The following is a 21,577-nucleotide window of genomic DNA, read 5'->3' on the forward strand; positions in this document are numbered from 1 at the left end:
GTGCCCATGTCCACTCGAATCGCCGCCCGAGTCCCCGCCGGAGTCGCCACCGGAATCTCCAGCGCCCTGACTGCCGTTACCTGTTCCACCCGATCCTGTGCCGGTTCCGGTGCCTCCGCCGCTCGTGCTTCCGCCAGCCCCCGCCGTCGCGCCCGGACCGCTGCTGGACGAGCCTTGACCGCCGCCCGCGCCCGCACCCGCACCCGCACCCGATCCCGAGCCACTCGAATTTCCGCCGCCCGAAGCCGCTCCAGGCGATCCCTCGCCACCGCGACCGCCCTCGAGCAACGGCACGACCGCCGACACCGTTTCGACGGTCGGATCCGTCGTCGGCGATACACGCGTCTGCGAGTCCGCCGCCGCAACCATCATCACGGCGCTCGTGCCGAGCGGCACGCATCCCTCGGAAGTCTGGTTGCAAGGATTCCCCGTCGTTTGCGCGGACGCGAAATTCGACATGGCCGCCGCGATCACGATGACGCTGAGTTTGATCGCAGTATTCAATTTGAATTTTTTAGGATTGCTCATTTGTGCCCCTTGTAGTGTTTCTTCGCCACGCGTCGGATGCAGAGTCGAACGCGATGTGGGGCAAGAATGACAGGCTGTACGGTGCGTTCTGTGCGGTAATTAACCGGACGCGAGGGCGTCGTCATTTCGCGCAGTGCGCGAGCGCTCAGAGAACGTTTGCGGACGGCCGGAAGCGTCGTAAGTTCATACGCTCGTCCCGGTCTTGCACGTCAGAATCGCGCGCAGGCGCGGCGGCCAGCCAGCAGATGCATCGCATGTCGATGAATCTTCGCGATGCCGAATGTCACGCGTATCGCGCACCCGTTGCTGGCTTCCGTAGAAAGGTGAATGTAGGCTATCTGTATGGATGCGAAGCGTCAAACGCGCTCTGTGCCGTAGACCGCACTCCGAGCGCACGACCGGTCAATCGGACGGGGATATCGTCTCTATCCGCTGATCAAAGACCGGGATCGAGATTGGCGCAAATTTGAACTAGAGTTATTTATCGTTCGCTTTCCTGATCTATTGCATAGACGCGCGCGCATTCGTCGAAGCAAAGTGCGCAGCCAAGCATCCGACGAATCAGAACACGAACGCAAGATCGACAAGCCGGCCCAGTGTTGTTCATAAGACTTAGGAATACCAAAGAACGGCGGATCGATGCGTCAGCCGACACATCGTATCTTTCAACCGGAGGGTGTCATGAAGAGATCGAAACGAGTCGCGTGCGTGGAGGCGACGGCGCTTGTCGCTCTGTCGATGGCGAGCGCAGGCGTCGCTCATGCAGACGACGAAGCCGTGGTGAATCCGAATCAGACGGCATCGCGCGAGGCGCCGGCGGATCTGTCGAATCTTAAGCCGGTCGTCAATGTGCTCGCGCCGCCGGACACATCCGCGATCATGCCGGAAACCAGCGCCGGGCCTTATACGCCGGGCGTCAACACGCCGGCCGGCATCGTGAGCAATGCGCAGACGAGAGCGTATGGCACCTTCGGCATACCCTATTCGACCGGCCGCGTGCAGGACGGCAACCAGAGCGCGGCGGGCACCACGAGCGCGAACTATCTCAGCACGACGTATCCGTATCGGGCGATCGGCAAGCTGACCTTCAGCGCCGGCTACTGCACCGCGAGCCTGATTCGCAGAAGTGTGATCGTCACGGCGGCGCACTGCATCCAGAGCTTCGGCAGCGGAAGTTCGCTGTTCTCGAACTGGCAATTCCGCCCCGGACACTACGGCGCGTCCGGCGCCACGTCTGCTCAGATCGCGCCTTATGGAACGTGGAACTGGGCGGCGCTCGTGCGGCCATCGGCGTGGGCGAACGGCACCGATACCGGCTCGGGCTCGGCGCGCAACAACGACATCGCCGTCATCGCGATCGCGAAGAACGCGTCGAATCAGTTTATCGGCGATATCACCGGCTATTTGAGCTATGGCTGGAACAACTATTCCTTCATATCGTCGCCGAAGACCGGGAATCTTCAGACAGCCGCCGTCACGACCTTCGGCTATCCGACCTTGCTCGACGGCGGCGCGATCATGCAGCGCACCGATGGCCCGGCCTATACGACGACCGTGAGCGGCGCATCGCAACTCTGGCAGGGCAGCAATCTCACGAGCGGCGCAAGCGGCGGACCGTGGATCGTCAACTTCAGGCCGCGCGATGCCGTGCTTTCCGGGGGCGCGGTCATCGGCAATGCGTCGAATCTGTCGATCATCGGCGTGACGTCCTGGGGCTCGTCCGATCCGAACGCGATCAAGGACAACTACGCGTCGCAGTTCCGTCAGAACACGCAGTATCCGAACGCGACTTATGGCAATTACGGAGCAGGCAACATCGCGTCGCTGCTGAACACGCTGTGTTCGACCGCCGCGCCGGGCGGCGGCACGTACGCATCGCAGGGATATTGCAACTAGGCCGGTCGCGGTGGCCCGTTCGCTTCGAACGGCGCGCGGGCCACTTCGCCTTTTCCGACGAATTCGCTGGAGCATGCCTCAAACGCCCGTAGAATACGAAGCGAACCGGCTTCTCACTTCATCGGCAGCATCGCTCAGGCATGACGAAAGACGACACCACTCACGTCCGCGCACACGGCGCATCGAGCAAGCGCAAGCGGCTCGGCCGCCCGGCGGGCAATATCAATCAACGTGAGAACATCCTCGACGCAGCCGAGGTCGATTTCTCGCAGCGCGGTTACGCGGGCACATCGCTCAAGGAAGTGGCCGCGTCGTGCGGCGTCACGCAGGCGCTCATCACGTATTACTTCGGCACCAAGCAGCAGCTTTTCGAGCAGGTGTTCCTGCGCCGCGCGATGCTGATCTCCGAAGAGCGCGTGACGCTGCTCAATGAACTGATCGATGGAAAAGAGGCGAACGTGCGCGATATCGTGCGCGCGTTTCTGCTGCCGCTCGTCGCGCTGCGCAAGACGGACGGCGGCCGCGCGTTCATTCGTCTGCAGGCGCGCCTGCACACGGAGCCGCCCGAAATCTCGTACAGCCTGCGCAGCACCGCTTACGGCGATTCGACCGATGCCTACGTCGAAGCGCTGCGCGCCGCGCTGCCCGGCCTGCCCGCGAAAGATCTCTACTGGCGTGTGACCATGATGATCGGCGCGTATCTCTACGCGTTCTCCGACACGCATCGTCTCGACGTGCTCGCCAAGGGCGCGTGCGATCCGTGGGACGCGAACGAAACGCTGGAGCAGTTGACGAACTTCATCGTCGGCGGTCTGGAGGCGCAGGCGAGCGCGTCATCTCCGGCCAGCGCGAAGAAGGTCGCGAAGCCGAAGACGACGCGCCCCGCACGCGCCGCATAAAAGCAAGGTTCAGCGCCGCAAACCGATTTCCATCGACTCGATCACTTGCGCGATGGTCGAATGCATCGATGCGAGCGTCGCGCCGGGCAAGTCCGACGATGCCGTTTCGCCGATCATGTCGCGCAATGTTTCCTGCACATCCGCCGATGCCTGTTGCGGCAACGCCGCCGCGATCACGCTGAGCGCGGCGGTGAGGCCATGCAGCTTGCCGGTCAACACTTCCAGTTCCTGACTCATCTTTGCTTCCTGTCGTTTCAAAGAGATGATGCGGACCGCGCGTCGTGCGCGGCCCGCGAGAATCACGCGCGTTCCGTCTCCGGGTGCGCCTTCAGCTTGACGAACAGCGCGATGCCCGCGATCACCGAGGGCACGGCGAGCAGCGCGAACACCGCCGGCAGGCCGAGCTTCCACTGCGCGAACAATCCGCCGAGCGCGACGCCCGCGATGCCGCCGAAGCGCCCGACGCCATACATCCACGAAACGCCGGTTGCGCGGCTTTGCGTCGGATAGAACATCGCGGCGAGCGAGGGCATCGACGATTGTGCGCCGTTCATCGTCGTGCCGGCGAGAAAGATCAGCGCGCTCACGAGCCCGATGCTGCCGATCGCCTGCCCGACCACGAAGATCAGCACGGCGGTCAGCAGATAACCGAGCATCACGACGACGTTCGCGTTCCAGCGATCCATCAGCCACCCCGATGCGATCGTGCCGATGCCGCCGCCGAGCGGAAAGAGCGCGGTGAGCAGCGCGGCGCGCTCGGGCGTGAAGCCGGCTTCGTTCATGAGCAGCGGCATCCAGCTCATCAGCAGATAGAAGATGACGAGGCCCATGAAGTACACGAGCCACAGCATCAGCGTGCCGACGACGAAATTGCGCGAGAGAATCGCGCCGACCGACGATTTCGCGTGCGTTTGCGTGCGCTCGGACAGACGAAACGAATCGATGCGCGCGAGATCGAGCGGCGCGATCCTCGAAAGCGGCGCCCAGATTTTCTCTTTGGACGCGCCGCGCTTGACGAGATAGCGCACCGATTCCGGAACGAGCATCGCGACGAACAGCGCGAGCACGAGCGGCACCACGCCGCCGACGACGAAAAGGCTATGCCATCCGAATGCGGGAATCAGCCACGATGAAATGAAGCCGCCGAGCGCCGCGCCGACCGTGAAGCCGCAATACGTCGTGTTGACGATGATCGAGCGGCTCTTTGCCGGCGCGTATTCGGAGACGAGCGTGATCGCGTTCGGAATCGCCGCGCCCAGACCGATGCCGGTCAGAAAGCGCAGCGTGACGAGCGATTCGACCGAGCCGCAGAACGCGGTCGCGAGACTCATCGCGCCGAAGAAGGCGGTCGCGGCGATGAGCACCGCGCGCCGTCCGAAGCGATCCGCCGCCGGCCCGGAAACGACCGCGCCCGCCGCGAGCCCGAAGAGCGCGGCGCTTAGAACGGGCGCGAGCGCGCCCTTCGTGATGCCCCAGCCCTTGACGAGCGCCGGCGCGATATAGCCGATGGCCGCCGTGTCCATGCCGTCGATCAGCACGATCAGAAAGCACACGCCCATCAGCGTCCATTGAAAGCGCGAGAAGCGGTGCGCGTCGATGAACTCCTCGACAGGCACGCTCCCGCTCCACGCATCGCCCCGATCGGACGCCGTCGAATGCCCGGCGCGCGGCGGGAATGCCGGGCCGGTGTGAAGCTCTGCTTGCGACATGACCAACTCCTCGTTGTCGACGGCGCTTCGCCGTCCATTGTCACCAGGCCGGCGACATGCCGGTGTTCACGCGAAGCGGGGGCCCACCGGTTTCGACGCTGGTTTATTATATGTACCTATAATTAATAAACGCAATGCGGAAAAAAATAGTTCTCGACGCGCGCTGAGCGGGCGCTCCGCACAGGCGTTCAGCGCGATGAAAGCATTCGAACGAATGTGCTGAAAGGAAGCGATGCGACGCTTCGCGAGCGTGCCGGAGGCCCGCTACGCGGCGCGGGCGAACCGGGTATCATGCGCAGCGGCTGAAACAAGAACTACAACTTTCGCGATCGTCGCCGTCGTGCGGGCCGCTTCCAGACATCTGCCCGGCACGCGACCTTCACGCCACATCGGAGCTGTTTATGCCATTGCGGTCCGGCGTCGACGAGGCCAGCTTTCGTCGCATCCTCTTTCGCAACATCGCGCTGCCGCTCGGAACGGGCGTCGTGACGGCCGTCGCGTTCGTCGCGCTCGTGCTGTATCTGCTGTCGGGCATCAACTGGGTCGAGCATTCGGAGCGCGTGATCGGCAATGCGCAGGAAATCGGCCGGCTCGTCAGCGAGAAGGAAAGCGCGATTCGCGGCTATCTGATTACCGGCGACGAGAGCTTTCTCGCGCCGTATGACACCGCGAAGCCGAAGCTCAGCGCCGATATCGACACGCTCGCCGATCTCGTCTCCGACAACGCGCCGCAAGTCGATCGCCTGATTCGCATTCGCGCCTTGCAGACGCAGTGGGACAAGGTCGCCGACGAGCTCATCGATGCCCGCCGCCGCGCGCAGGATTCCGTTCCGCTGGTGCGCGCGGGGCGCGGATCGGCCGAACGCGCGGAGACCGAGCGCGAGCTTTTCGCGTTTCTCAACATCGAGCAGGCCTTGCGGCTGCAGCGCGTGGAATCGGCGAAACAGCTCACGACGATCACCGTCGTCGTCTTCCTGATCCTGAGTCTCGCGCTGTCCGTGATTCTCGCAATCTTCGGCAGACGCGAATTGATGCAGCTTTCCAGCGCGTTCGGCGCGGCGATCGGCGAGCAGGAACGGCAGACGCGCGCGCTTCAGGAACAGGCCTGGCTGCGCGAAGGGCAGACGCGGCTTGCAGAGAGAGTCATCGGCCGGCAATCGCTCGATCAGCTTTGTCAGACGATCCTCGATTTTCTCGCGGATTACCTGAAGATTTCGATGGGCGCGTTCTATGTGCTCGAAGCCGACGGCGCGTTGAAGCGCACCGCGAGCTTCGGCTTCGATCCCGACAGCGCGCCGGTTCCCGAATCGCTCGCGGGCGTGAAAAGCCTCGTCGGGCAGGCGGTGCACGCGCGCAAGCTGACGAGCATGAACGACGTGCCCGCTGGTTACTGGAAGGTGACATCGGCGCTCGGCGCGAGCGCGCCCGCGAGTCTCGCGATCGTGCCGATAGAGAACGAAGGCCAGGCGAACGGCGCCATCGAACTGGGCGCGATGCACAAGCTGACCGAACGCGACGAGCAGTTCCTGAAGTCGATTGCGGGGAATATCGGCGATTTCGTCGAGGCGGCGCAGTATCGCGAGCGCCTGCAACGCGTGCTCGAAGAAACGCAGCAGTTGAACGAAGAGCTGCAGATGCAGCAGGAAGAACTGCGCACGACCAACGAGGAACTCGAACAGCAGACGACCGCGCTTTCGCAGGCGCACGTTTATCTGGCGAATCAGAAGGCCGAACTCGAACAGACCAACGATCGGCTCGCGGAACAGGCGCGCGTGCTCGACGAACGCAACGTCGCGCTCAATGCCGCGCAGGGCGAACTCGAAACGCGCGCCGAAGCGCTGCAGCGCGCGAGCCGCTACAAGTCGGAGTTTCTCGCGAACATGTCGCACGAACTGCGCACGCCGCTGAACAGTTCGCTGATTCTCGCGAAGCTGCTGTCGGAGAACAAGCCCGGCAATCTGACGAAAGACCAGGTCAAGTACGCGCAGACGATTTATTCCGCGGGCAACGATCTGCTCAATCTCATCAACGACATTCTCGATCTCTCGAAGGTCGAGGCGGGCAAGCTCGATCTGCATATCGAGGACGTGCCCTTGCAGCGCATCATGGATTCGCTTGCGCGCACCTTCGATCCGCTCGCGCGGCAGAAGAAGCTCCGGCTCGAACTGCGCAACGATATCGACGACTATCCGACGCTCACGACCGATTTCCGCCGTCTCGAACAGATTCTGAAGAACCTGCTGTCGAACGCGGTCAAGTTCACGGATGCGGGCGCGGTCTCGCTCACGCTCAAGCGCGCAGGCGAGGGCGCGGTGCAGTTCGTCGTGACGGATACCGGCATCGGCATTGCGCCGGATCAGCTCGAAGCGATCTTCGAAGCGTTCCAGCAAGCCGACGGCACCACGAGCCGTCACTACGGCGGCACGGGTCTCGGCTTGTCGATTTCGCGCAGTCTCGCGCATCTGCTCGGCGGCGATATCGCGGTGCGCAGCGCGCAGGGCGCCGGCAGCACGTTCACGCTGACGATGCCGCTCGTCTACGGCGCGTCCGACGCGTTGCCGAGCGCCGTAGCGGAAGCGCCCGCGCCCGTGGTCGTCGAAGAAGAGGCGCCGATCGAAGCGCTCCACGTCATCGACGACGATCGCTTCGATGTCACGCCCGGGCGACGTCTCGTGCTCGTGGTCGAAGACGAGCCGGGCTTCGCGCAAGTGCTGCTCGATCTGGCGCACGAACTGGGTTATCGATGCATCGTGAGCGGCACGGCGCGCGAGGCGCTCAAGCTCGCGCAGGACAGCGCGCCCAACGCGATCCTGCTCGACATCGCCTTGCCCGACCGCTCGGGGCTCGTGCTGCTGCAGGAACTCAAGGCGAATCCGAAGACGCGGCACGTTCCGGTGCATGTCGTGTCGGCGTCGGACAGAAGTGAGGCCGCGCTGCATCTCGGCGCGATCGGTTACGCGGTGAAGCCGACGACGCGCGAGCAACTGACGGCGATTTTCCAGCGCCTCGAAGAGAAGAGCAGCCAGAAGATCAAGCGCGTGCTGCTCGTCGAGGACGATGCGCGTCAGCGTCAGAGCATCGTCGAACTCATCAGCGATACGGACGTGGAGATCACGCCGGTCGAGTTCGGCCGCGACGCGCTCGAACTGCTGAAGACGACGATCTTCGATTGCATGATCATCGACCTGAAGCTGCCCGATATGCAGGGCGGCGACCTCTTGCGCCAGATGGCCGCGATCGACGCGTATTCGTTCCCGCCGGTGATCGTCTACACGGGCCGCAATCTGACGCACGACGAGGAAGCGGAACTGATGCGCTACTCGCAGTCGATCATCATCAAGGGCGCGCGTTCGCCCGAGCGTCTGCTCGATGAAGTCACGCTGTTCCTGCACAAGGTCGAGACGGATCTTTCCGCGGATCGTCAGGCGATGCTGCATGTTTCGCGCTCGCGCGACCGCGTGCTGGATGGCCGCCGCGTTTTGCTCGTCGACGACGACATTCGCAACATCTTCTCGCTATCGAGCGCGCTGGAGCATCAGGGATTGAAGGTGGATATCGGCCGCAACGGTTTCGAGGCAATCGAGGCGCTCGACAAGAATCCGGACATCGACGTCGTGTTGATGGACGTGATGATGCCCGGCATGGACGGACTCGAAGCGACGCGGCGTATCCGCGAGGACGCGCGCTTCAAGAAGCTGCCGGTGATCGCGATCACCGCGAAGGCGATGAAGGACGATCAGGAGCAATGCCTCGCGGCGGGCGCGAGCGATTATCTGGCGAAGCCGATCGACATCGACCGGCTTTACTCGCTGTTGCGCGTGTGGATGGCGCGGCGCGTTTAGATATTCAGCGCGCGCTTGTCGACGGCGAGCGCCGCTTCGCGCATCACTTCCGACAGCGACGGATGCGGGTGGCAAATGCGCCCGATATCCTCGCTCGCCGCCTTGAACTCCATCGCGACGACGGCTTCCGCGATCAGATCCGACGCGTTTGCCGAGATGATGTGTACGCCGAGAATCTCGTCGGTTTTCGCATCGGCGAGGATCTTGATGAAGCCGTCCGTTTCGCCGATGCCCATCGCGCGGCCGTTGGCGAGCATCGGAAACTGGCCGGCCTTGAATGCGCGGCCTTCCGCCTTCAGCGCCTGCTCCGTCTGCCCGACCCACGCGATTTCCGGATGCGTGTAGATCACCCACGGAATGCAGTTGTAGTCGATGTGCGGCTTCTGCCCGTCGATGATCTCCGCGACCAGCACGCCTTCGTCCTCCGCCTTGTGCGCGAGCATCGGGCCACGCACGACATCGCCGATCGCGTAGACGTTCGGGACTTTCGTCGCGCAATGGCCGTCGACCGGAATGAAGCCGCGTTCATCGACCGACAAGCCGATGGAATCGAGACCGAGATCGTCCGTGTTCGGCACGCGGCCGATCGACACGATCAGACGATCCGCGTCGAGCGTCTGCGCGTTGCCGTCCTTGTCCTTGTAGGAGATCGAGACGCTCGAATCCGTCGTCTTCACGCCGTCGATTTTCACGCCGAGATGAATCGTGAGACCTTGCTTCTTGAAGAGCTTCGCGGCCTCCTTTTGCAGCGCGGAGTCGGTCGTGCCGAGGAATTCGGGCAGCGCTTCGAGAATCGTCACTTCCGCGCCCAGCCTGCGCCACACGGAGCCGAGCTCCAGCCCGATCACGCCCGCGCCGATCACGGCGAGCTTCTTCGGCACGGACGTGAAGGCGAGCGCGCCTTCGTTGTCGGAGACGATCTTGTTGTCGACCGGCACGTTCGGCAGATGCCGCGCCTTCGAGCCCGTCGCGATGATCACATGCTGCGCGGTATGCGTTTCACCGCCGACGTCGATCCTGAAGCTCGCGCCGTCCTTGCCCGCGAGCTTGCCGTGACCTTTGATCCAAGTGATCTTGTTCTTGCGGAAGAGGAACTCGACGCCGCCCGTGATCTTCTCGACGATCGCTTCCTTGCGGCCGACCATCTTGCCGACATCGACGGAAAGGTTGTCCAGGTTGATGCCGAGCTCGTCGAAATGGAGTTGCGCCTTCTCGAATTGCTCCGATGACGCGAGCAGCGCCTTCGACGGAATGCAGCCGACGTTCAGACAGGTGCCGCCGAGTTTCGGCTTGCCGGCGTGGTTGATCCATTCCTCGACGCACGCCACCTTGCGGCCGAGCTGCGCGGCGCGGATCGCGGCGATATAGCCGCCGGGCCCGGAGCCGATGACGATCACGTCGAAATCGGCCTTCTGACCTGACGCGGCGGCGGGCTTTTCAGGCGCAGGCGCCGGGGCAGACGCGGGAGCGGGAGCAGACGCGGGCGCCGATGCCGATGCCGATGCCTTCGCGTCCGTATCGATGACCGCAATGACTTCGTCCGCGTGAACGATGTCGCCTGCTTTCTTCAGCACTTCCACGATCGCGCCGGCCGATGGCGCGGGCACTTCGAGCACGACCTTGTCCGTTTCCAGCTCGATGAGAATTTCGTCCTGCGCCACGGCGTCGCCCGCATTTTTCTTCCACGGCAACATCGTCGCTTCGGTGACGGATTCGGAAAGCTGCGGAACCTTGACTTCAACCCTGGCCATTCAGATTCTCCTGTTGAGCAATTCGTCGCGATGGGAAATGTCCGGCTGCGTGCCTTGCGGACGCGGCCTTGTCCGGCCGGCCTGACGCGCCGAAGGACACAAGGATACGCCGTGTCCGGACCGCGCGCGCGGGATACGGCCCTCGACTCGCGCATCGCCTCGGCTTTGAGTCATCGTTATATTCGATGGTATATTGCGGAACACGAAAGCACGAGGTGATCATGCGGACCCCTCCGTTTCAACTTGCACGCTCGAGCGCGCCCGGCCTATGCGATGCGTGCTGTCAGCCGACCGAATCCGATCTTCGCGCCTCGCGTCGTCGCGCGCGTCTTGCCGAACTGGATTCGCATCTGCATTGCTCGGTAATCGGCACTTGTCTTTCGACGGGCGAGCTACGCAAGCTCGTGCCCAGATTCACCGATTTGGACCGCCATCACGCGAGCGATCTGGAGATTCATCACGCCGCTGTCGAACTCGCGATCGCGGGCGGCGCGGGCGCGAAGGCGCTGAACAAGGCGCTCGACGAACGCTATTCAGGCGCGATCCGCCGTTTTGACGCCGCGCGCGATACGCAGGCGCTGCTCGATCTGTGGAACGAGGCGCTGAAGTCCGGCGATATTCCGCCCGCGTACTGGGCGGTGATGTCGCATCCGCACGCGACGATCGCAGTGCGCCAGTCCGCGTTCGGCGAACTTCATATGCTGTCGCATCTCGTCGGCGCGGCGAATCGCGCGGATATCCGGCGGCTCGTCGCGCTCGAAGCGGAGAATCAGGAGCTTAGGGAAAAGATCGATCGGCAGCAGGCGCGTCTTTTCGAACTGAGCGCGGAACGCGATGCGTCCGTCAGACAGGCGAGCGAGCACGCGCTGCAACTCGCAGCGTTCGGGCAACGCAAGGCGGATATGCCGACGGCGCAGCTCGAAGCCGAAGTCGAGCGCCTGCGCGAAAAAATCGAGGACGGTGAACGCAGGCTCGCGCTGCACACGAGCCGCCGCGAAGCCGCCGAGCAGCGCGCGCTCCGGGACGAGGACGAGACACGCGCATTGCGCAACAAGCTGGGCGAAGTTCAGGCGCTGCTGAAGGTCGTACAGGCCGAGTGCGCGGCGCTGGAACGCGCGACGCTCGGTGCCTGCGATCGCCCCGACGTGCGCCGACGCGCGATGGAATGGGTGAGCGGCAGGCGCATCGTCTATGTCGGCGGAAGGCCGAATTCGAATGCGGTGCTGAAGGCGCTGGTGGAGGCTGCGGGCGGCGAGCTGATCGGCCATGACGGCGGCATCGAAGATCGCAAGGGCTTGCTCGCGGCCGCGCTGCCGAACGCGGATGTCGTGCTGTTTCCCGTCGATTGCATCGATCACGATTCGATGAGCATGCTCAAGCGCGTCTGCGACCGGCATGGCGTCGAGTATTCGCCGTTGCGCACCGCGAGCGTCGCGAGTTTCGTGGAGTTCGTCGGACGGCTCATGATTGGCGCGCGTGGCGGTCAGGCGAGCGCGCCGCCGCCGTCGGCGTTCTGCTTACGACACGGTTAGGGCTTGAGCAACTGCGTGAGCGATTCGATCTGCTCGGCGCACGCGGCTTGCGCCTGTGTTTCGACATCGCGATAAAGCCGCACGATGCTTTCGCCGACGGGCGTCAGCACGCAGCCGCCGCCGCTTTGCCCGCCTTGTTCGGAGATGGTCGCGGGCGATTTGAGCGAGCGATTGAGCTCGTCGATGAGCAGCCACGCGCGCCGGTACGACATGTCGAGGCTGCGCGCCGCCGCCGATATCGAGCCGTGCTTGCGCACCGCTTCGAGCAGCGACACCTTGCCCGGACCGATGGCGATGGTCTCGCCTTTCGTGATGCGCATGCGAAAGCGCACTTCGATCGGCTGGTTCGCCGCGTCGGTGTCTGATGCGTTTTCCGGTGTTTTCAGGGTCGTCGCCATGCCCGAGAGGATACACGAAGGAAATCGGAGGGGCGTTTGATGAGGGGCTTGCGGGCGTTATCGGTTGTCCGGATAGGACGGCATCGGGGAATATGCAAGGCCGTGTTTGCGACATGCATGTGGCTCCGGCTGACGGGAGGCGCGAGGTGGTCATCGCGGACGGTCGATGATCGGGTAGAGAGATTGGCGCGACTGCCCGAGCGGCGCTTGCATTTCGTTACGCCAGTGGAAGTCGCGCTCGCCCGTTAGCATCTGCTTGCCGTCGAAGCCGCGCGCGTTCCAGCGTTGCCGATCGCGATGTCATCGACGCGGAAGAGTGTGCCCGGTGAATACCCGCCCAGTCAAAGGGTTGGCCGCGATATAGTTGAACAGCCGCATTAGCCCCCATTCCAATAGCAGAACCCGCCGCCATCATTCCCAATGATGCAAGTGCACCACCACCTGTAACAATCCCCAAGCCGATCATGCCAGCTCCGGCAATCGTCGTACTGATCGGGTTGTTCTTGACATTACTCTGGGCCAGATCGTTATACGTCTGTCCATGGCCAAGCTGGCTCTGCCCCGCGTTATAGGCGCTCTGATTGCCCGCGATGTACTGACTGTTGTAGTCGTGGTTGCTGTACTGCGGATCGTTCTTGTAACCGTTGCAGTTCAGATTCTGGCAACCAATGATACTGCGCACTTCATAGTCGTGAACGCCGCCCGACGCAGCAGCCGTCTGCTGATCCGAGTTGCGTAACATCTCCGCCACGATCCGACCTTCGGCTTCCTGCTCGCTGATACCAAGCTGCTGTGCAACGATCTTCGCGTCCTTCTTCGCTCGCGCATATTCATTCGGATGCAACTCCCGATTCAACATGTCAGTACTAGATGCAGTCGCCGCCCCGGTAGCGCCACCCGCGACGGCGCCCGCACTCGTGGCGAGCACGTTCGCAATAATGTTGCCGAGCGCTCGATCCGCGTCTGCGTTACCGGTCGGACTCGATGCCGCGATGTCGTGACTCAACTCATTGAGCTTACCCGCAGCCGCCGCCGATATTCCCACGCCCGCGGCACCTTGCGCCGCGCTGGTGATGCTTCACCCAGTCCCGCGACCGCCGCCCCGCCCGCGATATGCATCGCAACCCGATACTCGCCACCTTCCTTCCACTTATCCGCCGTGGCCTGATCGCCCGAAGCTTCTGCCTCTCGCTTCTTGCGATCCGCATAATTGCCGATCTGTGTCGCCACGGTCTGCGCGACGATCGCCGCCGCCTGCGGCGTGCTTGCCTGCTGATTCAGCAGATTCGCCAGATCCGGCAGCTTGCTGACCGTGCCGTTCAGATCCGTGGTATCACGATTCAGGCTCGCGATATCCTGCGTCTGATGCGCGCTGTCCGTAATCGTGATCGTCCCCGCGCTGATCGCGCTCTTGGTCCTCGCCGTCTCATTGCCGCTGTCGTTCTGCGAGATCATCGGAGAGACGCCCCCGCCATTGGACAACGAACTCACGCCGTTGGCCTTGCCGCTTGACGACGCCCCCATCGAGCCGCCCGCGCTGAAACCGCTGCTGCTCGCGTCGTAGTTCGACGTGTTCGTGATATCGCTGAACGTCAGCGTGCCCGTCGTGAGGCTGTTTTTCGTGGAATCCGCATCGCTCGAGATGTACGCACCCGCCAGCTCCGTGTTCCCCTTCACGTTGATACCGCCCACCACCGCGCCCGCACCCGTAGCCAGCGCGTTCGCAATGATATTACCCAACGCTCGATCCGCGTCTGCATTGCCGGTCGGACTCGCGCCCGTGATCGCGTTGCTCACATCGTTCAGATTGCCCGCCAACGCCGCCGATATCCCCGCTCCCGCCGCTCCACCCGCGACACTGCCACCACCGAGTCCGGCCACCGCAGCGCCACCGGCGATATGCATCGCAACCCGATACTCGCCACCTTCCTTCCAGTTGCTAACGCCCGACTGGCGCCGCGTTGGCGACGCTACAAACAACAAACCCGGCGCGAAGCTTCCGCGCTAGGCTGGGTTTGTTTTTACTCGATCTCGAAAGCATTCAATGGCTGATGAATTTCAACTTCATTGACGTCACCATTAGGCCAGACCCAAAGCTGCCAGTTATCGATAAGCCATCGAATCGAAACCTGATATGGAGCAGTTCCGTTCGGAAACACAACATAGCAGTTGATCCCAGCCTTATAGCCGCTGATCGTTATCAGGCCAAGTCGATCTGACTTGTCGGGGGCTTCACAAACCATCATAACTACGTGGCTTTCGAATGACTCTCCTGCCGCAAACCGAAGCAACATGCCTCGCGTCAGTTCGGAATCAGCGCTCTCGATTAGTTTTTTCCAAGTCGTCATTTCAATTTGAGGTCGTGTCGCCCTGACATATCCGCAGGCTTTGTTGGCGTCAAGCCACGCATACTAACTTCGCCCATATGCGCGCCGGTCTTTCCGTTGACTTGCTCGAAGCGTCCATGCTGCGAATCAACGGCATAAAGCGTCCCGTCGTCCGCTCGATATACATCCCGTCCGTTAAGACGGCTGAGTTGTGAATCCTTGGTCCAGTTGTTATCAGCAGCTACGGTCTGCGCGGTCTGTTTCACCTGAGCAACTCGCTCCCCTGCCGGCAGAGTTACAAGCGATCTTTCGAACGCTTCCGCTTCTGTAAGTGCTTTGGCTTCAGCCGCCGCGCCCTTTCCCGCGCCTCTGGTCGCCAGCACCGCAGCCCAGAACTCCACGTTCGGCCCGACTTGATCGCCCGCTGCATAGGGCACGCGAAGCCCATCCAGCGAGATATACCCCGGATCGTCGGGCGTTGCAAATGGCCCGCCATTGGGCAGGTTCACGGCCATCTCGGCTAACGAAACCATACCATTGCGTATCCCCGCCGAAACCGAACCGGGAGTACTGCCTTCACACTTCTGGTTCGTGCAATGCGGCTCAGCGTTGTACATGTCGACAGCTGAACCGATCGATGCACCGCTGTTACCGCCCACCGCCGCGCCCGCACCCGTAGCCAGCGCATTCGCGATGATATTACCCAACGCTCGATCCGCATCAGCATTGCCGGTCGGACTCGCGCCCGTGATCGCGTTGCTCACATCGTTCAGATTGCCCGCCAACGCCGCCGATATCCCCGCTCCCGCCGCTCCACCCGCAACACTGCCACCACCGAGTCCCGCCACCGCAGCCCCACCGGCTACATGCATCGCAACCCGATACTCGCCACCTTCCTTCCACTTATCCGCCGTGGCCTGATCGCCCGAAGCTTCTGCCTCTCGCTTCTTGCCATCCGCATAATTGCCGATCTGTGTCGCCACCGTCTGCGCGACGATCGCCGCCGCCTGCTGTGTGCTCGCCTGCTGATTCAGCAGATTCTGCAGGTCCGGCAGCTTGCTTGCCCGCATCGACGATCAGCGTGCCGTTGCCGGCATGCGTGATCGTGCCGCCGTCGTTGATGAGCGTGGCGGGAGCGAGCGTAAGGTCGGTGCTGTTGCTCTCCAGCCTGCCGCCGTTCGAATTGTCGAGCGTGCCCGACACCGCGACAGACATCGGCCCCGCGCCCGTCTGCGTGATGACGCCCGCCCGATTGGCCAGATTCGTGGCCGTGATGGCCAGTTGCGCGGCTTGCGTGGTGCCGCCGCTGTTATCGAGCGTGCGCGCGTTGAGCTTGGCGCGCTGGCCCGCCGAGATCGTCCCGCCGTTGTTCGTCAACTGCGCGCCGGCATCGACGGTCACGTTGTTCGCCGCGTGAAGCGTTCCGCCGTTGTTATCGAGCGAGGCGCCCGTGACTTGCAAGTCCGTCTGCGCGTTCACCGTGCCGTGATTGGCGATGCTTCCGCCTCGCAGCGTGACCGCACCGTATTCGTTGGATGTCAGATAGATGCGATTCGAATACATGCCACCGAGCGCGCCGACGTCGATCGCCACCGACGGCGCCGGACCAGCGCCCGCGATCGGCGTAGCGTTGAGCGTGTCGTGATCGATCTGATTCGCGCCCGCGACCACGTTAAGGTTGTTCGCATAAATCGCCGCGTTGGCTTGAATAGCGCGACTCAACAGATCGACCTGATCGACGTTCGTCACATTGAGACCGGCGCCTTGTACCGTGATCGTCCCGCCTGTGACGTTGAAGCCCGTCAGATTCCCCGATGGCCCGAAATTCGGCGTTCCGGTCGTCAACACGGCTCGGGACGTATTAATGAAACCCGCGCCGTCGACCAGAATCCCTTGCGGATTCGCGACGACCACCTCTGCGCGCGATCCCGCCACTTCGAGATACCCGCGCAATTGCGACGGCGAATTACTCTGCACCTGATTGACGATGATCCGCGCCTCACGACCGGGCGTCAGATTCGGATTGCCATTCACGTATCCGGCCTGTTGCGTCTGCGTGATGGTTGCAGCGTTATTCAGGATCGCGCCCTGGCGCTGGACGTCGAATTGTGAATAATTGTTGACCGACACGCCCGCCGAACTGGGTCGCGAGATATTGACTTGCGGCAACCCGTTTTGCGTCTGTATGACTTGAGCGCCCGAGCCGGGCACCGCGACTATCTGTGCAATTGACGGCGCGCTCAGGATGACATTGCCGATAAGGACCATCGCGGCGAGAACGAGCGCGCGCAATGCGGGCACGGACCCGGCGTGATGAGAGCGCGTCGCGGGACGACGCGCGCCGGGCGCGGTGCGATGAGCGCTGGCGAAGTCCGCGACGGCGACGAGCATGTGCCGCACGCGGCTATAGACGAGTTTGTAAAAACCCTTATTCATGATTCTTTTCGGGATTGAGTCGGCGGGGTCAGCGTCTGCGCGCCACTGCTTAGCGGCAGAGAACTCCGAATTTTCAGCCATCCTTAACTGAAAATTCATACGGATAACTCTGAAAGAAGAAACGCCTCGCGAGATGCGAGGCGCCTATTCGAGTGGGGAAATTCTGAGTTTGGAACGAACGAGCGCGAGTCCCGGTCTGTGCGCGGCGATCTAGGGCGTGTCCGGATACCGGATCACAAAATCCTCACATCGCGGACAACCCGGCGCACACGTCGTCTCAACGCCTCGCGCAAGCGCGACTTCCTTCGCCGAAGTGATCGTCGCGCCGATTTCCCGCGCGAACAGCATGCTATCGGCCGATCCGTTCATCGATGCGACGCACCCAGAACGTGGGCATCGACGCGCGCGAGGCGCTTCAGATGGCGCGGCGCGCGCACCGTGTCCGCGCCGGAAACGAGCACCGGCAATCCGTCCTCGATGCCAAGTTCGCGATCCTCGCACTCATACGCGACAATCACCTGCGCGCCGATCGGCGTATTGAAAAGCTCGTGCCAGGAGAACGTCACCGCATAGCCATCGTGCGCGTGCGCGAGGAACACGGTGCGCTTGAAATCGGTGTTGTCCGGCCGGCGCACGCCCGCGGCGTCGAGCAGCACGGGCAATGGCACGCCGCGATAGCTTCCCATCGGTCGAATGTAGCGGCCCGTCGAAAAGCACACGAGATCGAACGGTTCGATGCTCACGCGCCCGAATTCGCGCATTGCGGCGACATCGAGCGTCAGCGGCCTTTGCACCGCGCCGCCGATCTCGATATATGGGCTACTCGAATTGCTCTGGCTCGATGACGACATGATTCCTCGAAACATGGGGTCGCGCGAAATGGGCTATATCCGGGAATATATTACGATGTCGCACCGATGACATTTCTGTCCGCACATAATCGGCATGCCCGGCGCACGATTGGGCAACAAAATGGGCAAACGTGTACTGTTCTACCCGCGAGAACGTCGCAGCCGGCTGAGCGATCCGCCCAGCCGGCATCCCGCTCCATCCCATCAACGAGAGAGGATTGTCATGCCGTTCGTCACGACCAAAGATAACGTCGAAATTTTCTACAAGGATTGGGGCCCGAAGGACGCGCAGCCCATCGTTTTCCATCACGGCTGGCCGCTTTCTTCCGACGATTGGGACGCGCAATTGCTGTTTTTCGTCCAGAAGGGATATCGCGTGATCGCGCACGACCGGCGCGGACACGGCCGCTCGTCGCAAGTCTCGGACGGTCACGACATGGATCACTACGCCGCCGACGCCTTCGCGGTCGTCGAGGCGCTCGATCTGCGCAACGCAATCCATATCGGACATTCGACGGGCGGCGGTGAAGTCGCCCGCTATGTCGCGAAGCACGGCGAACCGGCGGGACGCGTCGCGAAGGCGGTCCTCGTCAGCGCTGTGCCGCCGCTCATGCTGAAGACGGAAGCCAACCCGGAAGGCCTGCCTATCGACGTCTTCGACGGTTTGCGCAAAGGGCTCGCGGACAACCGCGCGCAGTTCTTCGTCGATGTGCCCGCAGGTCCGTTCTACGGCTTCAACCGCCCGGGCGCGACGGTGCATCAGGGCGTCATCCAGAACTGGTGGCGTCAGGGCATGATGGGCAGCGCCAAGGCGCACTACGAGGGCATCAAGGCGTTCTCGGAAACGGATCAGACCGAAGATCTCAAGTCGATCTCCGTCCCCACGCTCGTTCTGCATGGCGAGGATGACCAGATCGTGCCGATCGCCGATGCCGCGCTGAAGTCCATCAAGCTGCTGAAGAACGGCACGCTGAAGACGTATCCGGGCTTCTCGCACGGCATGCTGACCGTCAACGCGGACGTCCTCAACGCAGACCTGCTCGCATTCGTGCAGGGCTGATTCACGCAGCCGGCGCGGACATTGTTCGTCCGCGCCGGCATCTCTGTTCAAGGCACACGGCTTTTTCCCGATTGGAAGCGCGCTTAAAGTGGCCAACTCCAATCTAGCCTCAGTGCCATCATGCAAATCGATACACCAGCAATTGCAGCATCGCCGGAAGGACGTTCGACGTCGATGCGCCAATGGCTCGCCGTCATCGCCGTGGCCGTGAGCGCGTTCGCGTTCGTGACGGCCGAATTCCTGCCCGTCGGCTTGCTGCCGCAGATCGCGCACGATCTCGGCGTGTCGCCCGGCGTCGCGGGTCTCATGGTGACGACGCCCGGCGTCATGGCCGCGATATTCGCCCCGACGCTCATCGTCAGCGCGGGCCGAATGGATCGGCGATATGTCTTCCTGCTCCTCACCGCCGTCCTTCTGATCGCGAACCTCGTCAGCGCCGTCGCGAACAATCTGCCGGTCATGCTCGCGGGCCGCGCCATGCTCGGCGCCGCGTTGGGCGGCTTCTGGACCCTTGCGACCGCCGCCGCGCCGCGACTCGTGCAGCCGAAAGATGCAGCGAAGGCCACCGCGACCATTCTGACCGGCGTGACGCTCGCGACGGTCGTCGGCGTGCCGCTCGGCACGTTCATCGCGTCGTTCGCGTCGTGGCGTTTCTCGTTCGCGGCGACGGCGGGACTCGTCGCCGTGGCGCTGATTGCACAGGCGCTGCTCGTGCCTTCGTTGCCGTCGGCATCGGCGTTGCGCATCGCCGATTTCAGAAAGCTGCTCGCGCGTCCTCACACGCGATTGAGCATGCTGATGGTCGCGCTCGTTTTCGGCGCGCATTTCTCGACCTACACGTACATCGCGCCGCTGCTCGAACAGGACTTCTCGTTGAGCACGATCACGCTGCTGCTCTTCGGCTTCGGCCTCGTCGGCTTCTTCTCGAATGCGCTGATGTCGATGGTCGTCTCCGGTCATCTCAAGAAGTCGGTCGCCGCGATGGTGTTGCTGCTGCTCGGCGCGATTTCGTCGATGCTGCTGCTGGAGCACTCGATCATCGGCGAAACGGCGGGGATGCTGCTGTGGGGCATTGCGTTCGGCGCCTTGCCGCTGTGCTTCAGCGTGTGGATTCAGCGCGGCACGGCGGACTTGCCCGAAGCGGGCTCCGCAATGTTCGTGAGCATCATCCAGGTGGCGATTGCGGTGGGATCGGCGGTCGGCGGCACGATCGTCGACCGTGCGGGCGTACACGCTGATTTCACGTTGGGACTCGCGCTCGCGCTGCTCGGACTCGTCGCGCTGCAACGGCTGGCGGCATGGGAACGGCCGGCCCGGGCGTCCGCATTCAAGCGCGGATACGACGCTTCGCCGGATTGACCTGTCGCAAGCCGCGCTATATTGGTCGTTCGGTCCGACGCCCTTGCGCCGGGCTCATCGACGGGAGAAGCGCATGAAGCGTCGGCTGATGGCGGCAATCGCAATGACGATGTTCCTCGCGGCGTGCGGCTCCGTCGCGCCGGACGCGGCCGTGCAAACCGTCCCGCTCGCGGGCACGCCAAACGGCGTCGCAGTGCGCGATTCGGACGGCGCCGTGTTCGTCACCGACGACCGGACCAACGGCGTCGTGATGACGTCGCATATCGGCGAAGAGGACGCGCCCGCGTTTTCGCTCTACGCGCGCATTCCGGCAGCCGAGGGCGAACGCACGAGCCTGAGCCAGATCGCGTTCGCGCCGAACGGTCATCTGCTCGTCGAGCAATTCGGCTTCGGCACGTCGGCCGCGATCTACGATGTCGCGCCGAGCGGTCAGGTCGCGCTCGCATCGGACACGAATTCCGCGCGGCGGCGTGTCGGCCTGCTCGTGCTCGATGGCGGCACGTTTCTGTCGAGCTGGTTCATGGAGGAGGGTGGCGCGCCGGCAGAAGGCGGCGTCAGCGTGATTACGCGTGGCACGGCGCCGCGGCAGGTGATCGAGCGCGACATCGTCACCGGATTGGGCAAGCCGGTCGGCTTGGCTACGGTCGGCGACACGCTCTACATCAGCGATCAGGCCGCGAACCGCATCTATCAGGTGGACTTGCAGTCGGCGCGGGCGGCGAGCGCGCCCGTGCCGGCGAGCGATGTCTTCGCGACGGTCGAAGCGCCCGACCTGATGGCCGCGACTCCCGACGGCCGGCTCTTCACGAAATGCGGCGCGCACGCCGTATGCAGCATCTCGAAGCGCGGCCGCGCGACGGTCATCGCCGACGATCTGCAATCGCCGCGCGGCGTGGCGGTGGACGTCGCGCGCAAACGGCTCGTCGTCGTGGATCGGTCGAGCGCGCCGGACAAGCCGAGCGCGCTGCGCGTGGTGCCGATCAAATAGC

Annotated in this window: 17 protein-coding genes and 1 pseudogene; 7 read left to right on the top strand and 11 right to left on the bottom strand. The window is 63.2% G+C overall.

The features are described from left to right. A partial coding sequence (locus tag BG60_RS37865; RefSeq protein WP_176569432.1) for a hypothetical protein occupies positions 1–528 on the bottom strand: 528 nt, incomplete at its 3' end. A gap of 681 nt (positions 529–1,209) precedes the next feature. Here BG60_RS37865 and BG60_RS19225 point away from each other — a divergent pair. Together BG60_RS19225 and BG60_RS19230 are read left to right on the top strand one after the other, a co-directional pair. Next, positions 1,210–2,424, top strand: a complete 1,215-nt coding sequence (locus tag BG60_RS19225; protein ID WP_063828781.1) for a trypsin-like serine peptidase — start codon at positions 1,210–1,212, stop codon at positions 2,422–2,424. A 140-nt stretch (positions 2,425–2,564) separates the two neighbouring features. Beyond that, on the top strand, positions 2,565–3,323 hold the full coding sequence (locus tag BG60_RS19230) for a TetR/AcrR family transcriptional regulator (protein ID WP_008349155.1): 759 nt from the start codon (positions 2,565–2,567) through the stop codon (positions 3,321–3,323). A gap of 9 nt (positions 3,324–3,332) precedes the next feature. Here the strand turns inward: BG60_RS19230 and BG60_RS19235 are convergent, their stop codons facing one another. Then, a complete protein-coding gene (locus BG60_RS19235) occupies positions 3,333–3,560 on the bottom strand; it encodes a hypothetical protein (protein WP_033536506.1) in 228 nt (75 codons plus the stop codon). A 62-nt stretch (positions 3,561–3,622) separates the two neighbouring features. Further along, positions 3,623–5,032, bottom strand: coding sequence for an aromatic acid/H+ symport family MFS transporter (locus tag BG60_RS19240; protein WP_008349153.1), 1,410 nt, complete (start codon positions 5,030–5,032; stop codon positions 3,623–3,625). Positions 5,033–5,433: 401 nt separating this feature from the next. Here BG60_RS19240 and BG60_RS19245 point away from each other — a divergent pair, with 401 nt between their 5' ends. Further along, positions 5,434–8,874, top strand: a complete 3,441-nt coding sequence (locus tag BG60_RS19245; RefSeq protein ID WP_008349152.1) for a response regulator — start codon at positions 5,434–5,436, stop codon at positions 8,872–8,874. On the opposite strand, the gene lpdA is transcribed toward BG60_RS19245, so the two are convergent. Next, positions 8,871–10,625, bottom strand: a complete 1,755-nt coding sequence (gene lpdA / locus BG60_RS19250) for a dihydrolipoyl dehydrogenase (protein ID WP_008349151.1) — start codon at positions 10,623–10,625, stop codon at positions 8,871–8,873. The genes BG60_RS19245 and lpdA overlap by 4 nt on opposite strands. 221 nt (positions 10,626–10,846) lie before the next feature. On the opposite strand from lpdA, the gene BG60_RS19255 reads away from it, so the two are divergent. Then, positions 10,847–12,157, top strand: a complete 1,311-nt coding sequence (locus tag BG60_RS19255) for a DUF2325 domain-containing protein (RefSeq protein WP_008349150.1) — start codon at positions 10,847–10,849, stop codon at positions 12,155–12,157. On the opposite strand, the gene BG60_RS19260 is transcribed toward BG60_RS19255, so the two are convergent. The 7 genes and pseudogenes from BG60_RS19260 to BG60_RS19285 form a co-directional block, all read right to left on the bottom strand. Beyond that, positions 12,154–12,555, bottom strand: coding sequence for a winged helix-turn-helix domain-containing protein (locus tag BG60_RS19260; protein WP_008349149.1), 402 nt, complete (start codon positions 12,553–12,555; stop codon positions 12,154–12,156). The two genes, BG60_RS19255 and BG60_RS19260, sit on opposite strands and share 4 nt — an antisense overlap. Positions 12,556–12,772: 217 nt before the next feature. Then, a complete protein-coding gene (locus BG60_RS19265) occupies positions 12,773–13,600 on the bottom strand; it encodes a hypothetical protein (RefSeq protein ID WP_152563218.1) in 828 nt (275 codons plus the stop codon). Continuing rightward, positions 13,558–14,460 (bottom strand): hypothetical protein, encoded by a 903-nt coding sequence (locus tag BG60_RS19270; protein WP_152563219.1) that lies wholly within the window; start codon positions 14,458–14,460, stop codon positions 13,558–13,560. The genes BG60_RS19265 and BG60_RS19270 overlap by 43 nt, the downstream gene beginning before the upstream one ends. 116 nt (positions 14,461–14,576) lie before the next feature. Continuing rightward, complete coding sequence (imm45, locus tag BG60_RS19275) at positions 14,577–14,903, bottom strand: Imm45 family immunity protein (protein WP_034472387.1); 327 nt, start codon at positions 14,901–14,903, stop codon at positions 14,577–14,579. Next, positions 14,900–15,865: a hypothetical protein gene (locus tag BG60_RS38775; protein ID WP_160172902.1), complete on the bottom strand. Its 966-nt coding sequence runs from the start codon at positions 15,863–15,865 to the stop codon at positions 14,900–14,902. The genes imm45 and BG60_RS38775 overlap by 4 nt, the downstream gene beginning before the upstream one ends. A gap of 79 nt (positions 15,866–15,944) precedes the next feature. Further along, positions 15,945–17,318: pseudogene (locus tag BG60_RS19280) on the bottom strand (two-partner secretion domain-containing protein); the annotation flags it as partial. A 365-nt stretch (positions 17,319–17,683) separates the two neighbouring features. Continuing rightward, complete coding sequence (locus BG60_RS19285; RefSeq protein ID WP_034472389.1) at positions 17,684–18,169, bottom strand: molybdopterin-dependent oxidoreductase; 486 nt, start codon at positions 18,167–18,169, stop codon at positions 17,684–17,686. 223 nt (positions 18,170–18,392) lie between these two features. On the opposite strand from BG60_RS19285, the gene BG60_RS19290 reads away from it, so the two are divergent. The 3 genes from BG60_RS19290 (at position 18,393) to BG60_RS19300 (ending at position 21,576) form a co-directional block, all read left to right on the top strand. Next, positions 18,393–19,229 carry an alpha/beta fold hydrolase gene (locus tag BG60_RS19290; RefSeq protein WP_008349142.1) on the top strand — a complete coding sequence of 279 codons (837 nt, stop codon included), beginning with the start codon at positions 18,393–18,395 and terminating at the stop codon, positions 19,227–19,229. A 120-nt stretch (positions 19,230–19,349) separates the two neighbouring features. Beyond that, positions 19,350–20,588, top strand: a complete 1,239-nt coding sequence (locus tag BG60_RS19295; protein WP_033536488.1) for an MFS transporter — start codon at positions 19,350–19,352, stop codon at positions 20,586–20,588. A gap of 73 nt (positions 20,589–20,661) precedes the next feature. Continuing rightward, positions 20,662–21,576: an NHL repeat-containing protein gene (locus BG60_RS19300; RefSeq protein ID WP_008349140.1), complete on the top strand. Its 915-nt coding sequence runs from the start codon at positions 20,662–20,664 to the stop codon at positions 21,574–21,576. Position 21,577: the final 1 nt, after the last annotated feature.

This window comes from Caballeronia zhejiangensis (assembly GCF_000698575.1).
Taxonomy (GTDB): Bacteria; Pseudomonadota; Gammaproteobacteria; order Burkholderiales; family Burkholderiaceae; genus Caballeronia; species Caballeronia zhejiangensis.